Consider the following 18,410-nt stretch of genomic DNA (forward strand, 5'->3'; position numbering starts at 1 on the left):
TTTTTGTAACTTTCAAATAATTAATGCTATAATTCCCGACTTTTTTACTAAAGGATTACTTTGAGTAGTACTATAAAATCATTATTAATATTAGCTATTTTACCGATAGCTCTCTTTGCTGAAGGAAAAGATAATGCTGTGACTTATGGTGCTTTAACACTGCTTCCACCGTTGGTTGCAATTGTTTTAGCCTTTGTTACTAGAAATGTTATCTTCTCACTTTTTATGGGTATATTTACTGGAACATTTATGGTAAATATTGGTGGTGCAAATATCTTTGCAAGTTTCTTTAATGCATTTGTTGATATGTCTGGAAAAATGGTTGGTTCTATGGCAGATTCTTGGAATGCAGGTATTATCATGCAAGTACTTACTATTGGTGGTATGATTGCTGTTATTACTAAAATGGGTGGTCCAAGAGCAATTGCTGAAAAACTAGCTGAAAAAGCTAAAACTCCTGCAACAGCACAGTTTTATACTTGGGTAATGGGATTTTTTATCTTCTTCGATGATTATGCAAACTCTTTAGTTGTAGGTCCAATAATGAGACCAGTAACTGATAAATTAAAAATTGCTAGAGAAAAATTAGCATTTATTATTGACTCTACTGCTGCTCCTATTGCAGGATTAGCATTAATTTCAACTTGGGTTGGATATGAGCTTTCTTTAATCAAAGATGCTTATGAAACAATTGGTCAACCTGAAGTAAATGCTTTCGCTGTTTTTGTTGAAACTCTTCCTTATAGATTCTATAACATCTTAATGTTAGCATTTGTATTTATATCTGCATTATCATTAAGAGAGTTTGGTCCTATGCATACAGCAGCTAAAAGAGCTTATGAAAAAGGTGAAGTAACAAATCCAAAAACTGACTCAACACTTATGAATCAAGAAAACTCTTTCATGATGCCAAAAGAGGGAGTTAAATACTCGATTTTCAATGCAATTATTCCAATTGCAGTTTTAATCGTAGTTGCAATTGTTGGTTTTTATATCAATGGTGTAAGTGGATTAGAAGGTGATACTTTAAAAGCTGTTCAAGCTGATCCATACTCTTTTGCTTCAATTAGAGAAGCTTTTGGTGCAGCTGATGCATCTATTGTTATTTTTGAGGCAGCATTATTAGCTTCTTTAGTTGCTATTGGTATGGGATTACAACAAAAAGTATTCTCTTTACATGAAGCAATTGAAACTTGGGTTTATGGGGCAAAAGCACTTGTAATTACAGCTGTAATTTTAATCCTTGCTTGGTCTTTATCTGCTGTTATGAAAGAACTAGGAACTGCACAGTATCTTGTAACAATGTTATCTGATTCTACTCCACAGTTTATTTTACCAACTATTATTTTTGTACTTGGTTCTATTATCTCTTTCTCAACTGGAACTTCATATGGAACAATGGGTATTTTAATGCCTTTAACTATTCCATTAGCAAGTGCAATTGGAATTCATACTGGACTAGAGGGAACTGATTTACACAGTTATATTGTATTAAATGTAGGGGCTGTATTAACAGGTGCTATTTTTGGAGACCATTGTTCTCCAATCTCTGATACATCTATTTTATCATCTATGGCATCTTCTTGTAATCATATGGACCACATCTCTACGCAGTTACCATATGCGTTATTTGTAGGTTTTGTAGCGATTGTTTGTGGATATTTACCAGCAGCATTTGGTGTGTCTGTTTATGTATTGCTTCCTCTTGGATTAGCAATCATTTATTTAGTAATAAGATTCTACGGAAAACCTTATATGAACAACTAATAAAAAAGAGGGAAACCTCTTTTTTATATTCTATTTAAAAGCTTATCAAGTAAGCTTGTACTTAATACTCTTTTTGCAAAACCTAAAATATAAGTAGCCTTTGTAACATAATATCTTGGTTTTGGTTTTTGTGTCTGCATAATTTTTAATACAACATTTGCAACTGAAGTTGCTGGAAGATTAAAAGGTGTTGTATCTTTATCATTTTCAAGCCTATCTTTTAACTCTTTTTTATATGTAGGAGTAAAGAAGCTATTTTCTATATCTACATTTTGATTAAACTTTTTAAGAGCATTTTCTCTAAACTTTGAAGTTACAGGTCCTGTGTTTATTGTAGAGATATAAATATTATTATCACTAACTTCTTGTCTCATAGTATCAGCAAGTCCTTCAATAGCATATTTAGAAGCATTGTATGCACCTCTAAATTTTAGTGAAATAATTCCCAATACAGAAGAGTGCTGAATAACCTTTCCGAAGCCTTGTTTTCTAAAGATTTTCATAGCTTGGATAGTAGCTTCATGTAGTCCAAAAAGGTTTGTTTCAAACTGTTCTTTTAATGTTTCAGTTGTGATATCTTCAACAGCTCCTGGTTGTCCATATCCAGCATTGTTAAAGATAGCATCTAGTTTTTTATCTTTTTCTAAAATATATTCTAAAGCTTTTGTAATATCTTCTTTGATAGTCACATCTACTTTTAGTGCATCAAAGCCTAGCTCTTTTAGTTTTTGTACATCTTCTTTTTTTCTAGCACTTGCATAAACTTTGTAGCCGTTTTCTTTTAAAGTAAGTGCTGTTTGAAATCCTATTCCAGTGGAACATCCTGTTATAAAAATATTTTGCATTTATTGTCCAATTTTTAGTTTTAAAGAGGCATTATATCAAAAAGTGATTTTTAGTAAATGAAAGAAAAAGGCTACTTTCAAATGTAGCCTTAATTTTAGTGATAGTTTTTAATATATGCTAATAAGTCCTCTTTTTTTAGTGGTTTTGAGTATAAGTATCCTTGGAATAAGTCACAATCTAAATTTGTAAGTTTTTGTTCTTGTTCTTTTGACTCAATACCTTCTGCAACAATTAGCATATCAAAGTTTTTTCCAATAGAGATAATACTTTCTACCATACTTTCAGAGGATTTATCAAAAAGAATATCATCAATAAAGCTTTTATCAATCTTTAGTTCATCTACGGGAAGCTTTTTAAGAAGGCTTAGTGAAGAGTATCCTGTACCAAAATCATCTAAAGAGATTTTTACATTTTGTTTTTTTATCTTATTTAATAGGTTGATGATAAAATCTAAGTCTTCGATAAATACATTTTCTGTAACTTCAAGGGTGATTTTAAGTCTATCAAAATTGATTTTTTCAACTATTGCAAAAAGGTTTTCATAAAAGTTTGGTTCCATAAACTGTTTTACAGAGATATTTATAGATAACTGAAATTTTTTATTTATCTGTTTTTGAATAGTTTGGATATCACTTAAAGAAGTTTTGATAATATGCTCTCCAAGTTTTGACATTAGTCCACTTGCTTCTGCTATTTTTATAAATTGGTCAGGTGGAACAAAGCCAAGTTTTTCATTTTCCCACCTAACTAAAGCTTCTACTCCATAAAGTTCACCTTTTTTATCTATTTGTGGTTGGTATGCCATATAGATTTCACTATTTTCAACGGCAGTTTTTAGTTCATGTTCAATCAGGGATGATTTTAGATATTTATGCTTGATAGAATCTTCAAAGATACAGTAAGTATTTTTCTCTTTTTTTGCCTCATACATAGCTATATCTGCATATCTTTTTATTTCATCAAAGTTTTTTCCATCGATTGGGTATTGAGATATACCAATACTTGCTCCTAAAATAAACTGGTAATGGTCAATTGGGTAGGGCTCTGAAACTCTTTGGATAATGTCACTTGCTAGTTTTTTTATTTTATCTTTCTTTGTCTCAAATACAATAAGAATAAATTCATCTCCACTATACCTAACTAACACATCTTTTGGTTTTTTGAAGCTTTGTAGTCTTTGGGATATTTTTTTTAGTACTTCATCCCCATAGTTATGTCCATAGTTGTCATTTATACTTTTAAAGTTGTCCATATCAATAAATAGAAGACTAAAACTTTTGTTTTTGTAGGCTTTGAAGTCTTTTTCAAAGATATTTGATAGGTATAATCTATTATGCAAGTTTGTCAAGTAATCATGGGTAGCTTGATGATATAAGGCTTTTTGTTTTTGTTTTTCAAAGTTATCAATTATTCTAAATAAGTAGTATAGAACAAGCATTAAAACAAAAAAAGTAACGGCAAATATAATCGACTCTTCAATAATATCCTTATAGAAGTTTTCCATTTTATTTTGATTTACTATCCACAGTTTATATCTTTTTATATATTTTAAAGTAGATAAGACTTCACTTTTTTGGTGATGTCTAACTAGGTTGATTGAAATAGCTCTTTCTTCATTTTTTATTTCTTCAATTGAAGTTTTGTATTTCTTTTCTACACTTCTTTTTATAAGCTCAATATTTTCTTTTGGAATAGGGAAATTATATACTTCTAGCTTACTATCATCTCTGATTTCAGTTATTTGATTGTAGTAGTCTAGTTCTCTAAAGACAAGTGTTGATTTAGGAATTGTATTAAATGCTTTATTTACATTTATTCCTGCTGTCATAACCGCAATTGTGTTTCCACTTTTATCTTTTATAGCTTTTCTTATTGGTATTACTAGAGATTCTAAAACTTTATGATAATAAGTCCTTCCAATTACCATATAGTCTTTGTCTAAAGCATATTTGAAAGACTCTTTTGTCTCTTTTTTTTCTAATAAGTTTGGTAGTTTTTTAATATCTTTTAGATTGCTACTTGTAACATATAATTCTCCGTTTGCTTTTGCTAAACCAAATGCAGCAATAGGGGAGTCAAGGATTAAAAGGTTATCTAAAATCTTTCTTGATTTATCTAAAGACTTATAGTTTTCATTTTGTGTTAATTGTTCCCCTAATATATCTAGTAACATCTCTTGTTGTATAAAAGTTGAATAAATAGCAGCACTGCTTGTTTTTAAAAGAGCTTTTTGTTTTTGAATATACTCATTTTCTATATGTTTTGATGTACTGTATATTGAAGTGATTAAAATAGCTAGACCTATTATAATTAGGAAATAAAATAGTGACCATATATTTTTTTTCAAGATAGCCATAAGGTGGTCCTTTAATATAGTTATAGATTATATATTATTCCATATTTTATTACAAATAGCTTTTAGAACTTGTATATTTTTAGGCTATTTATTATCAATTTATACTTTTTTGATATGATAAACAAAAATTTCAAGAGAGATAATGAATTCAATAAAAGAACTTTTAGATAAAGAAGTTTGTAATAGAAATAATAATTGTGAGCTTTCATATGAAAGACCAGATCCACTTTTAGTAGCAAGTAGATATAAAGATGAATATATAATACTTTTATGTGCCTTGTTTGGGTATGGGAAAGCTTCATTGATAGTAAAGTTTTTAGATAGTTTAAACTTTGACTTACTAAATGAAAAAGAAGAAGTTATAGATAAAGAGCTTGAAAGTTTTTATTATAGATTTCAAAATAGTGAAGATGTAAAAACTATTTTTAGAACCTTTAGACGTATGAGACAAGAAGATAGCTTAAATGATATATTCTTTCAAAGTTACAAAAAAGAGAATAATATATTAGAAGCTCTTGATTCTCTTATTTTAAAAATACATAAAATAGCAAACTATAGTTCTCAAGGTTTCACTTTTTTAGTTTCAAGTCCATTAAAAAGAGATAAACAAGGACAGATAAAAGAGATAGGAAATGCTCCATACAAAAGATGGATGATGTACTTAAGATGGATGGTTAGAAATGATAATCTTGACTTAGGTTTGTGGAAAGGTATAGATAAAAAAGATTTAATTCTTCCCCTTGATACACACACTTTTAAAGTATCTCAAAAACTTGGATTACTTGATAGGAAAACTTACGATTTAAAATCAGCTATTTTAATTACTGAAAAGTTAAAAGAGTTTGATAATCTTGATCCTATAAAATATGATTTTGCTTTATACAGGATTGGGCAAGAAAAGATTATTGATTAGTCTATTTGATTCAATAATCTTTGAAAGGGGTATTCTCTTTTCTTCTATTAACTCATAGGTTGTATTAACTATTGTTTCAAGCTCTGTATCTCCAAGCTGATTTCCAAAGACTAAAATATTTACTCCTGAGTTAATAGCTAGTTCTAATGTCTGTTTTAAAGTATAGTGATTAGCTATTGCTTTCATCTGTAAATCATCACTTACAATAAGACCTTTAAAGTTAAGTTTCTCTCTTAAAAGTTTAGTATTTATATTATAAGATAAAGTTCCAGGATAATCTTTATCAAGATGCTTATTAAAAACATGGGCAGTCATTATAAAATCAACTTTGTTTTTGGCTATTAGTTTCTTATATGGAGTTAACTCTTTTTTGCTCCAAGTATTTGAAATATCTACAAACCCTTTGTGTGAATCAGCCTTTGAAGAACCATGCCCTGGAAAGTGTTTTAAAACAGAATATATACCATTTCTCTTTTGCTCTTCTATAAATATTTGTGCTATATCTACAACTTCTTTAGTATCTTTTGAGTATGACCTTTCAAGTTTATTTATTACATAGTTGTCTTTGTTAATATTCAAATCAACTACTGGTGCAAAGTTTAGATTAAAGCCATACTCTTTTAACTCATCTGCTAGGTTTGAGTAAATAGTTCTTATTTCATCTTTTGATTTTTTAGCAATCACTTTTGCAGTAGGGTAAGAAGTAAAACCATTATTTTTATTTAGTCTTTGAACCTTACCACCTTCTTGGTCAATAGAAATAAACATTTTATAGTCTGAATATTCTTGAATACTTGAAGTTAATGCTTTAAGTTGAGTAGGGTTTTGTATATTTTTTATTTCATTAGTTTTATAATTTTTACTAAATAAAATTATACCACCAAGGTTATATTTTTTAATATCGTTTTTTAATTGAGTATCTAAAGAAAAACTATCAAAACCTAAAATAATAGTTCTTCCTATAAGTTTTTTTATCTCTTCCTCTTTGTAGTTTTCTTTTGCAACTAAAGAAGAGAATAAAAAAGAGACTACAAAAAGAAGTTTAAATAACTGTACCATCTTCAATTATAATCTTATTTCTTCCACCTTCTTTTGCTTCATATAAAAGTACATCTGCTTTTTGAATAGCATTTTCATATGATAGGTGGTTGTTTCTAATAGCAACTCCTGCAGAGAAAGTTACATGAATCTTATCTTTTTTATAAATAAAGTCATTGTCATTGATGATTGTTTTTATTCTTTTTAAATATTTAAGAAGTTCTCTTTTTAGATTGAAGTGAACAATTGCAACAAACTCTTCACCACCATATCTTCCTACAACATCAAACTCTCTTGTGTTTTTATTTAAAACCTTTGCAAAAGTAGAAAGTATAATATCTCCTGCTTGGTGTCCATAGTTGTCATTTATTTTTTTGAAGTGGTCTAAATCAAAGAATATAATTGCATATTGTGTATTATTTCTATCAAATTCACTCTCTATTTTTTTGATAGCTTCTTCATAGGCTCCTCTAGTTAAAACACCTGTTAAGTGGTCTTTCGTACTTTTCTCTTTTGTTTTATCTAGCTCTTGTTCAAGTTTTTTTATCTTTTGTTCTAAAGCTTCAACTTCTGTTCTTCCTGAGTTTAACTTTTCTCCAACATTAGACATCTCACTTTCAATAGTTAGTGCAGCATCAATAAGTTTTGTTTGAAGTTCTGTAAGCTCTTCAAAACCAGTTGATTTTTGCATATCAATTGATTCAATTTGAGTTTTGATATTAGAAACTTCTTGTGAACCTTTTCCACTACTATGAATAGCATCATTAAAGTACTGTCCCATAAGTGTAAGTAGTTTAGCAATATCAGAAGTCTTTTGTTTAACTACTTTTTTATCAGCTTCAAATCTTTTTGTAATAAACTCTTGCATCTCTTTTTGAATATCTTCTTCAAATAATAAAGCAGGGGAGTTTCCTATTTTTATAGAGAAGTTTTTTAGGTTTTCATCTACATCAATACTAATTGATGGTGTAACTGCTTCTTGGAATAGCTTGGCTAAAGTATTTACATTGTCCTTTGATACTCTATTTAGTAAAATAGGAATCATATCTTCAAAAGTTTGTATACCTTTTGCTTCAATCTCGATTTGTTCATTTTTACTAAGTTTGCTAACTAGCTCTTTAAACTGCTCACACTCTGTAACTGACAGATTGTAAGTTTTAGAAACCTTGCAAAACTCTTTATGATATTCATTTGGAGTAGCATCAATACCTTTTTTCTTTAGGTTAATTAATGCGTCTTTTACAATGCTATTTATATTTTTTTCCATAAGTACTATTCCTAAAAGTTTTTACTACAGTTTTACCCTAATAGTTTCTTTGTCATTTCATTAATTCTTTTTCCATCAGCAACACCAGCAAGTTTTTTAGATGCAGTTCCCATAACTTTACCCATATCTTTAATTGTAGTTGCTGCTACTTCAGCAATAATCTCTTTCATTGCTGTTTCTAAGTCTTCATCTGATAATTGTTGTGGCATATACTCTTTGAAAACATCTACTTGCTCTTGCTCTTTTTCAACTAAATCTTCTCTTGATGCTTCTTTATACTGAGCAATTGCTTCTTCTCTTTGTTTAATTCCCTTTTGAATAAGCTTTAAAATATCTTCATCATTTAACTCTTTTCTTTCATCTACTTCAATTTGTTTTATCATTGTATTAATAGATCTAATTGAGTCTCTTTTTACTATGTTTTTTTCTCTCATAGCTAATTTTAAATCATCTTTTAATTTTTGTTTTAAACTCATAAAATTCCTTTATCAATTATTTATTTATCATTATATCTTAACTATTTTGAACTACTTGTTAAAACTTTCAACAAGCTCTTCAAGCTCTAGGAACCTTTCAACTTTTTGTTCATATATCTCTTCTGCTTCTTCTAGCTCTTTTGAAACAGCTACTATTCCTTTTTGTTCATAGCAAGAAGGATTTGCAAGACATTCATTTATCTTTTCTATTTGCTCTTCAAGCTCTTCTATCTCTTTTGGTAAAGAGTCATAATCTCTTTGGTCTTTATATGATAGTTTTGTTTGCTTTTTTTCTTTATTTGTTAATTTAGTATTTGTATTACTTTCTTGTTTTGAGTTCTCTTTTTCTAAAGACTCTAACTCTCTTAACTCTTTTTCTATTTCTAAGTACTCAGTATAAGGCTGATAGCTTTCTTCAACTAATCCATCTCCTTTAAATACAAATAGTTTTTTAGCAATTTTATCCACAAAATATCTATCGTGAGATACAAAGATAAGTGCTCCTTGGAAGTTTTGTAAATACTCTTCTAAGATGTTAATTGTAGGGATATCTAAATCATTAGTTGGCTCATCAAGGATTAAACAGTCAACATTTTTAGTAAATAAAAGAGCTAAGGCAACTCTATTTTTTTCTCCACCACTTAAAACACCAATTTTTTTGTCTAAATACTCTCTTGGGAAAAGGAAGTTTTTTAAATATCCAAATACATGCATAGTTCTTCCATCATCTAAAACAACTCTATCCCCACCATTTGGGCAGAAAGTTTCCATAAGGTTTTTAGAATCATCTAACATATCTCTTTGTTGGTCAAAGTAGCCAATATTAAAATCACCTTTTTTAAGTTTTCCACTATCAATTTCAAGTTTTTCCATAAAGATTTTAAGTAGAGTTGATTTTCCACTTCCATTTGGTCCAACAATTGCAATAGTATCTTTTTGTAAGATTCTTGTAGTAAAGTCTTTGATTAACTCTTTATCACCTAAAGTTTTATAGATATTATCTAACTCATAAAGCATTTTCTTTTTATTTCTTTGTTTCTCTTCGTTGTTAAATGCTTTTTGTTCCCTTTGTAGTTCTAGGCTCATCTTTTTAATAGCTGCAGGATTTGATTTTGCTTTTTTCTTTAAATCAAAGTATTCTGCTTTTCTTCTTTCATTTCTTTTTCTTCTAGCAGTAACCCCTCTTTGCATCCAGTGAGCTTCTCTTTTTACAAGTCGAAGAAGGTTTTCATGGTCTTTTTGCATATTCTCAAGCATTTGTTGCTTTTGTTCTAAATATGAAGAGTATCCACCATCAAATCTTTTTAGATTTCCACCTTCAACTTCTACAACTGAAGTTGCAATATTATCAATAAAATATCTATCGTGTGAAATGAAAAGTAGAGTAAAATTGTTTTTTAAAAGAAGACTCTCTAAGAACTCAACCATATAGACATCAAGGTGGTTTGTAGGCTCATCAAGGAGTAGAATATCAGGTTTTTTAAGAAGTAAACCAGCTAAACTTACTCTTCTTTGCTCTCCTCCACTTAAAAGATTTACATCTTTGTGTTCATACTGTTTTAATTGAAACTCTTTTAACACTCTTTCAATAGTATTATCTAAATCCCAAGCATTGTGGAAGTCAATAAAAGTAGCAAGTTGACTTTGTCTTTTTATTAACTCTTGATTTTCATAATCTGTTGCTAGTTTTAAAGTTAATTCTTCATACTCTTTTTTTGCATCTTTTATCTCTGCAAGTTGTGCTTCAATGGCATCTCTTACTTTAAGACCTGCTTTAAACTTTGGTTGCTGGTCAAGCATCTCTATTTTTAAAGACTTGTCAATAGATATCTCGCCATGGTCAGGTTCAACTTGATTCGTAATGATTTTAAAAAGTGTTGATTTTCCTTGTCCATTTTGACCAATTACAGCTATTCTTTGACCTTCTAGTAAAGTGAAGTTAGCATCTTTAAGTATTGTTTTTACATCATATTGCTTTGAAATGTTTTGTAAGTCTATTAACGCCATAAGCTTATATTTCTCCTAAGACTTTTTAAGTTTTAAGTCTGTTTAATAATCTATTTAAAGGTAGATATAATATCTAAAAAGTAGTTAAAATTGTATATTATGAAGCTTTGCAATAATATACTATGAGAAGAAAATAAAATTTAGTAAAATACAAAAAACAATTAATAAGTATAAAGATGGATAAATTTATATATAAAAATAGTGAATTAGGTATAACAGCATTATCAGCAAAGATGAACAAATTTTCTTATAAAAAACATGCCCATGAAGAGTATGCTCTAGGAGTGACACTTAGGGGTGTTCAAGAGTATAAGTTAGAAGGTTGGTCAAAGGCTTCTTATGCAAATGGTGTAATGCTTTTTAATCCAGAGCAAGTGCATGATGGAAAAGCAGGGCACTATAAAGAAGGTATTGATTATGTCATGCTTTATATCAAACCAGAACTATTTTTAGAAGGTGTTAATCAAAAAGATATAGTGACTTTTTCTGAGCCAATTGTTTACAAAGATAAATTGAAAGTAGATATTTTAAATTTATCAAAAGCAGTTTTAAACAACTATGATGATGCTTTGTGTAATGAGTTATATTTAGAATTAGTAGATAACTTTTCATCAAAAGAGCTTTTTTTAAATAATTATAAAAATGAAAATCAACTTATTAAAAAAGCAAAAGAGATGATATATTATGAATTAGACAATGTTTTATATTTGGAGGATATTGCAAAGAAACTAAGCCTTTCAAAGTTTGAATTTATAAGACTTTTTAAAGCAAATACAGGAATAACACCATATCAGTTTTTTCTAAATGCAAAAGTAGTTCACTCAAAAAAATATTTGGAAATCACAAAAGATATTTACGCTGCAGTAGTTGAGTTTGGTTTTACTGACCTTTCTCATTATAATCGTAATTTTAAAAAAGTATATGGACTCACTCCCTTACAGTATATCTCTCAGCTTTAAGAATAATCGTTAAATTAATTATAAAATAACCTATGAAATTTTTATTTTTTGAAAAAATTAGATAAAATAATGTATTTATTTAAAAAGGGCACAAAGTGAAAATTATAATAGGACTGATGTTACTATTTATTTCAGCTTTTGCAAACATTGGTAAAATCTCAGCAGTTGTTGGAGATGCCAATGTTAAAAGAGGAAATGATAGTATAACGGCAAAAGTGGGTGTAGTCTTGGAAGAAAAAGACACTATATACACGCAGAAAAATGCAAAAGTACAAATTGTTTTTAATGATAAAACAGTTGTTACTATTGGAAAGAACTCTGCATTAGATATAAATGAATATGTCTATGATACAAATAATCCAAAAAACTCAAAAACAGACTTGAATTTTTTTAAGGGTGCATTTAAAACAATCTCTGGAAATATAGGGAAAATAAATAGAGAGAAATTTAAACTAAGAACAAAAAATGCAACAATTGGTATTCGAGGAACTATTATTTTAGGTAATGAAGAGATTATAAGTTGTCTAAGAAATGAGATTATAATAATTAGCAATAGAACAGGTGAAAGTGTATTTGTTCCTCAAGGTCATTTTGTAGAACTATTTAAAAAGGGTGCGCCAGTTAGTAGGTTAGAAGTAAAACCATTTAATGAAGACGCTCTTGATAAATTAGATGAAGGCTTTAAACTAGAAAGAGAGCAACTTTTAAAAGCTAATCCAACTAATAAAATAAAAAGAGAAATAATACCATCTTCATTTGATAATACAATACCTATTCAAGATATAGTAGAACAACAAAGTTTTGAAGACAATAGAGATGTATTGGATGTAGATATTGATGAGAAGGTTGAAGAAATCCAAAACCAAACTCCTGTAGAAAATCAAGATCCTGTAGAGAATCAGAGCCCTTAATGATGAGATTACAAATGAAAAAAATATTAATTATAAGTTCACTTCTTTTTACTTTTGCAAATGCAAATACAAACCAAAGTTATGATAGTGCATTAAAAAGTTTTAAAGAAGGAAATTATCAAAAAGCTTATGAGATATTAGATTCTTTAGCTTATGAAAAATCAAAGAATACTCTTGTTAACTTTTATTTGGGAAGAAGTGCTTATGAACTTGGTAATTACGAGTATGCATCAAGTGTTTATGAAAGAATTTTATTTAATGAACGAAATAATGCTGAGGTTAAAATTGAGTTAGCACAAACATATTTAAAGATGAAGTTATATGAACAGGCTTTAAATGAGTTCAAGTCTGTATCTAATGAAGATATACCTCTTAATCTTAAAGAAGTAGTAAACAAAAAGATAAAATCCCTTGAATCAACTAATAAAAACTCTACTTTAAATACTTCTCTTCTATTTGGAATTATGTATGACTCAAATGTAAATTCAAGTTCGGATTCAAAAACTTTTGATATCTATAGTCCTGTTTTAGATACAAATATCACAGTTGATAATAATTCAAAAGAGCAGTCTGCTACTATTTTTCAAGTTGCAGTACCTATATTACATAGATATAGAATATCAGATGATTTTATATTAAATACAACTATAGTTCCTTTATTTATGAAGTATAATAATTTTAAAGAGAAAGATTTACATGTATTATCTTTAAATGTTAGCCCAACAGTTTATAAAAGTGATTATAGTTATTCATTGGGTGTTTTATATGATTTAGTTTATTCTGGACATGAAAAATACCAAAGTAATTATTACTTAAATCCTAGCTACAAAAAGATTTTATCTGAAGACTTACTTTATACTACCTCTTTAAAACTAGGTAAGGTTAACTATACAGGGGAAAAAGAAAGAAGTTCCAATCATTACTCTTTTTTAAACTCATTAAGATATTCAAGTGAACAATTTGGTATTTTTAACTTTAGTCTTCTTTTAGGAAAAGAGTTAAGATTATATACTGAAAGAACAGATGTATCTAGAGAATTTTATTCTTTATCTCTTCAAAATAGTTATAATATTTTTGATGACTCAATTCTTAGAACATCAATCTCTTATAAAAAAACTGATTACTTAGATGATGATATAAATTATCAATCAAAAAGAGAAAATAAAAGCTACAACTATTCTGTATCGCTTCATAAACCTATTTCTGAAAGTTTATTTTTAAAAGTGGGTGGAAAAATAATAGACCTTAACTCAAATCATGATTCATACGAATATGATAAATATATCTTAAATACAAACTTGTCTTATAGCTTTTAAGCTTTGGTATTGTGTTTATAAACTCCATCAAAATCTTTTGGTGGAGCTAACATAAACTCTTTACATCTTTTTATATATATTTTATATATCTTTTTGTTTGTTTTATTTTCATTGTTTTCTAACTTTTCAAATATCTCTAGTGCTTCTTTAAAGTTTGAGTTTTTATATAGTTCTATTGCTTTGTGGTGTAAGTCTAACTCTTCTTGTAATACTTTATCTGCATTTCCAAAATCAATAACTTGCCAAATCTCTACAGGTCTGTTTTTGCCTTTTACTTTTACATAATCTAAGAATCTAAAGATATACTCTTTTTCTAGTTTTTCTTTTGTAAAGTTTGAGATATTTAGTTTTGAATCATAATATTTACAAAGAGATTCTAATCTTGCACCTAGATTAATTGTATCTCCAATAACAGTATAGTCACTTCTTAAAGAACTTCCCATTTCTCCAACAATAGCAAGACCAGTATTTAATCCAATACCAATATCTACTAAAGGTTTATTCTCTTCTTGAAGTTTTTTATTTAGAGGTTCAAGCTCTTTTATTTGATATAAAGATGCACTTACAGCTTTATCAGCATGGTTTTTCACCTCTGCTGGAGCATTCCAGTAAGCCATAATTGCATCACCAATATATTTATCAATAGTTCCTTCATATTTTGTAATTATATTACTCATAGGTTCCATATACTGATTTAGGTATGAAATAAGTTTTTTAGCATCATTCATCTGTTCTGAGATATTTGTAAAACCTCTTACATCACTAAAAAAGACTGTTACTTCTTTTTCCATAGCTTGAAACTCATTACTATCAATATTTTTAAGAAGGTTGTCCATTACCTCTTTTGATACTTTTGATGCAAATTTCTTTTTTATAGCTTCCTCTTGCTTTATCTCATAAAAGTAGTCAAATAAGGTTGTAATAACAGCTGCAAAAATAATTGTAGCCAATGGAAAAAATATATTTAGAACAATCCCTTGGGTGAATAGAACATAATAACTAAATACTCCAAAACTACATAGTAAAAAAATAGTACCTATAGGTTTAAACCAAAAAGCAGTATAAGTAATCATAAGTACAGTGATAATAGAAAGGAAAAATATTAAAGTGATATTTGCCCCATCTATCCAAGAAGCTTTATAAATAAAATCACCTTTTATAATATTGTCAATAACGTTTGCATGAACTTCAACTCCTGGGTAAATAGATTCAAAAGGAGTCGCTCTTAAATCAAGCAATCCTGCTGCAGAAGTTCCTATAAGTGCAATTTTACCTTTTAACTCTTTTTTATCAATTTTATTTTCATAAATATCAATTGCAGAGTAGTATTTGAAATTACCTTCTTTACCTCTAAAGTTAACTAAAATTCTTCCATGCCTGTCAGTTGGAATTTGTAAATCTCCTAAAGAGATATTTTCAATTCCTTGCTCATCATAATTAACAACTACTTTATTTGTTTGAGTTATTACTCTTAAAATCTCTAAGGATAATGAAGGATAGATAACATCATCATAAGAGATAACAAGGGGTACACTTCTTACAATTCCTGAGTTATCAGGGATATTATTAAAAAAACCACTACTATAAGAGTTGTTTTGTAAAATTGGGATATTTAAGATTGTTCCATGGGCTTTAATTAAAGACTCAACTCCTAGTTGTTTATTTCTTTCAACAATTATGGCTGGTATTTCAGGTGAACCTTGAGCTAAGTGTTCTTTGTCTTCTAATTCAAAAATATACCCAAGTACTGTTGGGGTTGTAGCAACTGTTTTTGCAAACTCTAAATCATAGTTTGGAATGTTTTCTTTTTTGATATTGTATTCTTCAAATATTTTGTGGGGAGAACTATTATCTTCTTCTGCAAAAACAATATCAAAAGCTATTAGTCCTATTTCATTTTGTGTTAGGTTTTCTAATATTTTAGTAATTTTATTTCTTTGCCAAGGCCATTGACCTAGTTTACTCAACGATTTTTCATCTATGTCTATGATAATTACATTATCTGTATTTGGAATTTCACCTCTTATGTTAAAAAGAGTATCTCGTAATCTATTATCAATAGAATCAGGTAGTTTAGGCAAGAAAATATAAATTGAAGAAGAAAAAACTGCAATAATAATTGATACAAAAAAGTATAGTAAAAATTTCTTTATTGCTTTTTTTCTATATTTATTCATTAAAATAAAAGTTTACATTCATCAACTTGATAATCAAAAAGTTCTTCTTTCGCATACTTTAGTAAAACACTATTTTCATGGAAGAATTTTAAAAGCTCTCCATCTATTTCTCCATCTTTTGCCATAAAAGAGAGTATTTTAAATACTTCAGATAGTTTTTTAGCATCTTTATAAGGTCTATCATTAGATGTTAATGCTTCAAAGATATCAGCTAAAATCATAATTCTATCTTCTAAGGCTAATTGAGATTCATCTAATCCTCTTGGATATCCTTTTCCATTTAGTTTTTCATGGTGGTTTGCAGCTATATTTAATACATCTTTATATTTTTTTGGGAAAGGTAACGATGATAACATATCAAGTGAAAGCTGGGCATGATAGTTCATTATTGATTTTTCATCATTTGTAAGAGTTCCTTTTTTTATACATAGGTTAAACTCTTCATCTTCAGATAAGAAGTTTATCTCTTTTCCTTCTTTTTTGTATTTATATTGAGCTATTAATTTAACTCTTTGAACATCTTCATCTTTCATGAACTCACCACCAATATTAGCTTTTTTTAGAAACTTAATATCATCATCGAAGTTCTTGATATTTTTATCATACTCTTCTTTTGTAATTTCATTTTTAAGAAGTTTTATCTCTTCATCTCTTTTTAAAATTTCAATTCTTTCTTCTATAAACTCAATTCTATCTATCATTTTCTCTAGTTTTGTTGATTTGTCAATAACAGATTCAGGCATAGAGATTTTACCAATATCATGCATCCATGCTGCAAGTTCAATTTGTCTAAAATCATTTTCACTATAACTAACATCTTTATAGATAGTTTTATCTTCATGTATTGCTTGAGCAAGATAGTTTGCAACTTTTGCAACTCTTCCAATATGATTTCTAGTATGTTTTGATTTTGCATCAATTGCATGTGCAATAGTTGCCACAAAAGCATTTAAAAAGTCTTCTAAACTATTTATTAGAAAACTATTTGTTAAAGCCATTGCTGCTTGTGAAGCTAAGGCTTTAATTACTTTTTCATCTTCCTCATTAAAAGGAATTTTTGATTTTGAGATTTTTGTTTTGTTTATAAGTTGAAGTACTCCAATTACATCTTCTTCATGATTTACTAATGGAATTACAAGCATTGATTTTGATTCATAACCAGTTGTTTTATCAAAATCTTTAGTTCCTTGGAAGTTATACTCTTCATTATTGTAAACATCTGGAATATTGATAATTCTATTCTCTAAAGCTGCAACTACTGCAACCATACTTTTATTTTTTGAGCCATCATTTAAATATAAAGGCAAAGAATCCCATGTTAGATTATCTTTTGTTCCTCCCATAAAAATATTTAATGGATCATTTTGAACTACTTTAAACTCTAATGACTTTTTATCCCTTGATAGAATATATAGTGTACCTGCTTCACAGTGAGTTAGTTCTCTTGTAAGAGTAAGAATCATTTCAAAAAGTACACTTTTATCAAGTTCACTTGAAAGTTGAAGGTTTATATCCATAATTCTTTCAAATTTATTTTGACTTATAATATCAGACTCAATTTGTTTTGTGTCAATATGAATTATATCACCTTCGTTTAGTATTTTCCCACCATTTTTTAATATTTCATACTCATTGATTTCTTCAACCATCTTTTCAAAATATGAGGGTTTAATATGATATAAGAATATTTGTACATCATCTCTTTTTAGATTTTTTAAATCCTCTTTTAATAGCTTTGGAGTTAGATGCATACTTGTTTGAGCTAGTTGTTCTAAATAAGAAGGGAATGAACACTCTACGATAAGACATTTGATTTTACTGTTATTATTTATAGTTTCCCACATTTTAGGATTTGAGTACGTGTCACCACTTATTAGATAACCTGTATCATCATCTTTTATAATTTGATATCCATATGCACCAGCTATATGGTTAGCTTTTATTGCAGTTATCTCATAGTTTTCTATTTTTATTGTTTCATCTTCATGGATTTCAATAAACTCTAAAGCTTTTTTATTACTATTAAGAAGATTAATTTTTGTAAAATCTGGCCAAATTTTATCATTAAAAGTATGTTCTTTTAAAGAGTTTAATGTCTCTTTTGAACCATATACTTTTAGGGTCTCTTCTCTTTTTTCATAAAAGCTTTCTATAATAAAAGGTAAGTCAGTTATGTGGTCAGAGTGAGAGTGAGTAATAAAAATGTGATTTATTAAAAGAGTTTCATCGCTTAATGAGTTGATTACATTTCCAGCATCAACTACAATACTTTTAAAAACTTGAAAAGAGGTAGTTCCTTTAAGTTTTGTTTTACTACCACTTGCTCCAAGTATTTTTAAGTAGTTCATTTAAAATCCTTATGAATGAAGAAATCATT

13 protein-coding genes are annotated in these 18,410 nt (G+C 28.3%); 5 read left to right on the forward strand and 8 right to left on the reverse strand.

What is annotated here, in order from left to right; translation table 11 throughout:
• Positions 1-60: 60 nt before the first annotated feature.
• Positions 61-1,767, forward strand: coding sequence for a Na+/H+ antiporter NhaC family protein (locus tag CRV03_RS00940; RefSeq protein ID WP_258238961.1), 1,707 nt, complete (start codon positions 61-63; stop codon positions 1,765-1,767).
• A gap of 23 nt (positions 1,768-1,790) precedes the next feature.
• Here the strand turns inward: CRV03_RS00940 and CRV03_RS00945 are convergent, their stop codons facing one another.
• Together CRV03_RS00945 and CRV03_RS00950 are read right to left on the reverse strand one after the other, a co-directional pair.
• Complete coding sequence (locus CRV03_RS00945; RefSeq protein WP_129083265.1) at positions 1,791-2,612, reverse strand: SDR family NAD(P)-dependent oxidoreductase; 822 nt, start codon at positions 2,610-2,612, stop codon at positions 1,791-1,793.
• 95 nt (positions 2,613-2,707) lie between these two features.
• Positions 2,708-4,969 (reverse strand): EAL domain-containing protein, encoded by a 2,262-nt coding sequence (locus CRV03_RS00950; RefSeq protein ID WP_129083266.1) that lies wholly within the window; start codon positions 4,967-4,969, stop codon positions 2,708-2,710.
• A gap of 142 nt (positions 4,970-5,111) precedes the next feature.
• Here CRV03_RS00950 and CRV03_RS00955 point away from each other — a divergent pair, with 142 nt between their 5' ends.
• Positions 5,112-5,882: a TIGR02757 family protein gene (locus CRV03_RS00955; protein WP_129083267.1), complete on the forward strand. Its 771-nt coding sequence runs from the start codon at positions 5,112-5,114 to the stop codon at positions 5,880-5,882.
• Here the strand turns inward: CRV03_RS00955 and CRV03_RS00960 are convergent.
• From CRV03_RS00960 to abc-f, 4 genes are read right to left on the reverse strand one after another with little or no spacing between them, the layout of a single operon-like run.
• Positions 5,847-6,941 carry a glycoside hydrolase family 3 N-terminal domain-containing protein gene (locus CRV03_RS00960; RefSeq protein WP_129083268.1) on the reverse strand — a complete coding sequence of 365 codons (1,095 nt, stop codon included), beginning with the start codon at positions 6,939-6,941 and terminating at the stop codon, positions 5,847-5,849. The two genes, CRV03_RS00955 and CRV03_RS00960, sit on opposite strands and share 36 nt — an antisense overlap.
• On the reverse strand, positions 6,925-8,187 hold the full coding sequence (locus CRV03_RS00965; protein WP_129083269.1) for a GGDEF domain-containing protein: 1,263 nt from the start codon (positions 8,185-8,187) through the stop codon (positions 6,925-6,927). Before CRV03_RS00965 ends, CRV03_RS00960 begins: the two co-directional genes overlap by 17 nt.
• Positions 8,188-8,219: 32 nt before the next feature.
• Positions 8,220-8,663: a GatB/YqeY domain-containing protein gene (locus CRV03_RS00970; RefSeq protein ID WP_129083270.1), complete on the reverse strand. Its 444-nt coding sequence runs from the start codon at positions 8,661-8,663 to the stop codon at positions 8,220-8,222.
• Positions 8,664-8,714: 51 nt separating this feature from the next.
• Positions 8,715-10,670, reverse strand: coding sequence for a ribosomal protection-like ABC-F family protein (abc-f, locus tag CRV03_RS00975; RefSeq protein WP_129083271.1), 1,956 nt, complete (start codon positions 10,668-10,670; stop codon positions 8,715-8,717).
• 176 nt (positions 10,671-10,846) lie between these two features.
• Between abc-f and CRV03_RS00980 the strand changes: the two genes are divergently transcribed.
• The 3 genes from CRV03_RS00980 (at position 10,847) to CRV03_RS00990 (ending at position 13,856) form a co-directional block, all read left to right on the forward strand.
• Positions 10,847-11,629, forward strand: coding sequence for an AraC family transcriptional regulator (locus tag CRV03_RS00980; RefSeq protein ID WP_129083272.1), 783 nt, complete (start codon positions 10,847-10,849; stop codon positions 11,627-11,629).
• A gap of 95 nt (positions 11,630-11,724) precedes the next feature.
• The gene (locus CRV03_RS00985; protein WP_129083273.1) at positions 11,725-12,540 is read left to right on the forward strand and encodes a FecR domain-containing protein; all 816 of its coding nucleotides are present in this window, start codon (positions 11,725-11,727) and stop codon (positions 12,538-12,540) included.
• 14 nt (positions 12,541-12,554) lie between these two features.
• Positions 12,555-13,856: a porin family protein gene (locus tag CRV03_RS00990; protein ID WP_164968590.1), complete on the forward strand. Its 1,302-nt coding sequence runs from the start codon at positions 12,555-12,557 to the stop codon at positions 13,854-13,856.
• Here the strand turns inward: CRV03_RS00990 and CRV03_RS00995 are convergent.
• Together CRV03_RS00995 and CRV03_RS01000 are read right to left on the reverse strand one after the other, a co-directional pair.
• Entirely contained in the window at positions 13,853-16,033 is a 2,181-nt protein-coding gene (locus CRV03_RS00995) for a CHASE2 domain-containing protein (protein WP_258238962.1), read from the reverse strand. The genes CRV03_RS00990 and CRV03_RS00995 overlap by 4 nt on opposite strands.
• Complete coding sequence (locus tag CRV03_RS01000) at positions 16,033-18,381, reverse strand: HD domain-containing phosphohydrolase (protein WP_129083276.1); 2,349 nt, start codon at positions 18,379-18,381, stop codon at positions 16,033-16,035. The genes CRV03_RS00995 and CRV03_RS01000 overlap by 1 nt, the downstream gene beginning before the upstream one ends.
• Positions 18,382-18,410 lie beyond the last annotated feature (29 nt).

Source organism: Arcobacter sp. F155, from assembly GCF_004116455.1.
GTDB lineage: Bacteria > Campylobacterota > Campylobacteria > Campylobacterales > Arcobacteraceae > Halarcobacter.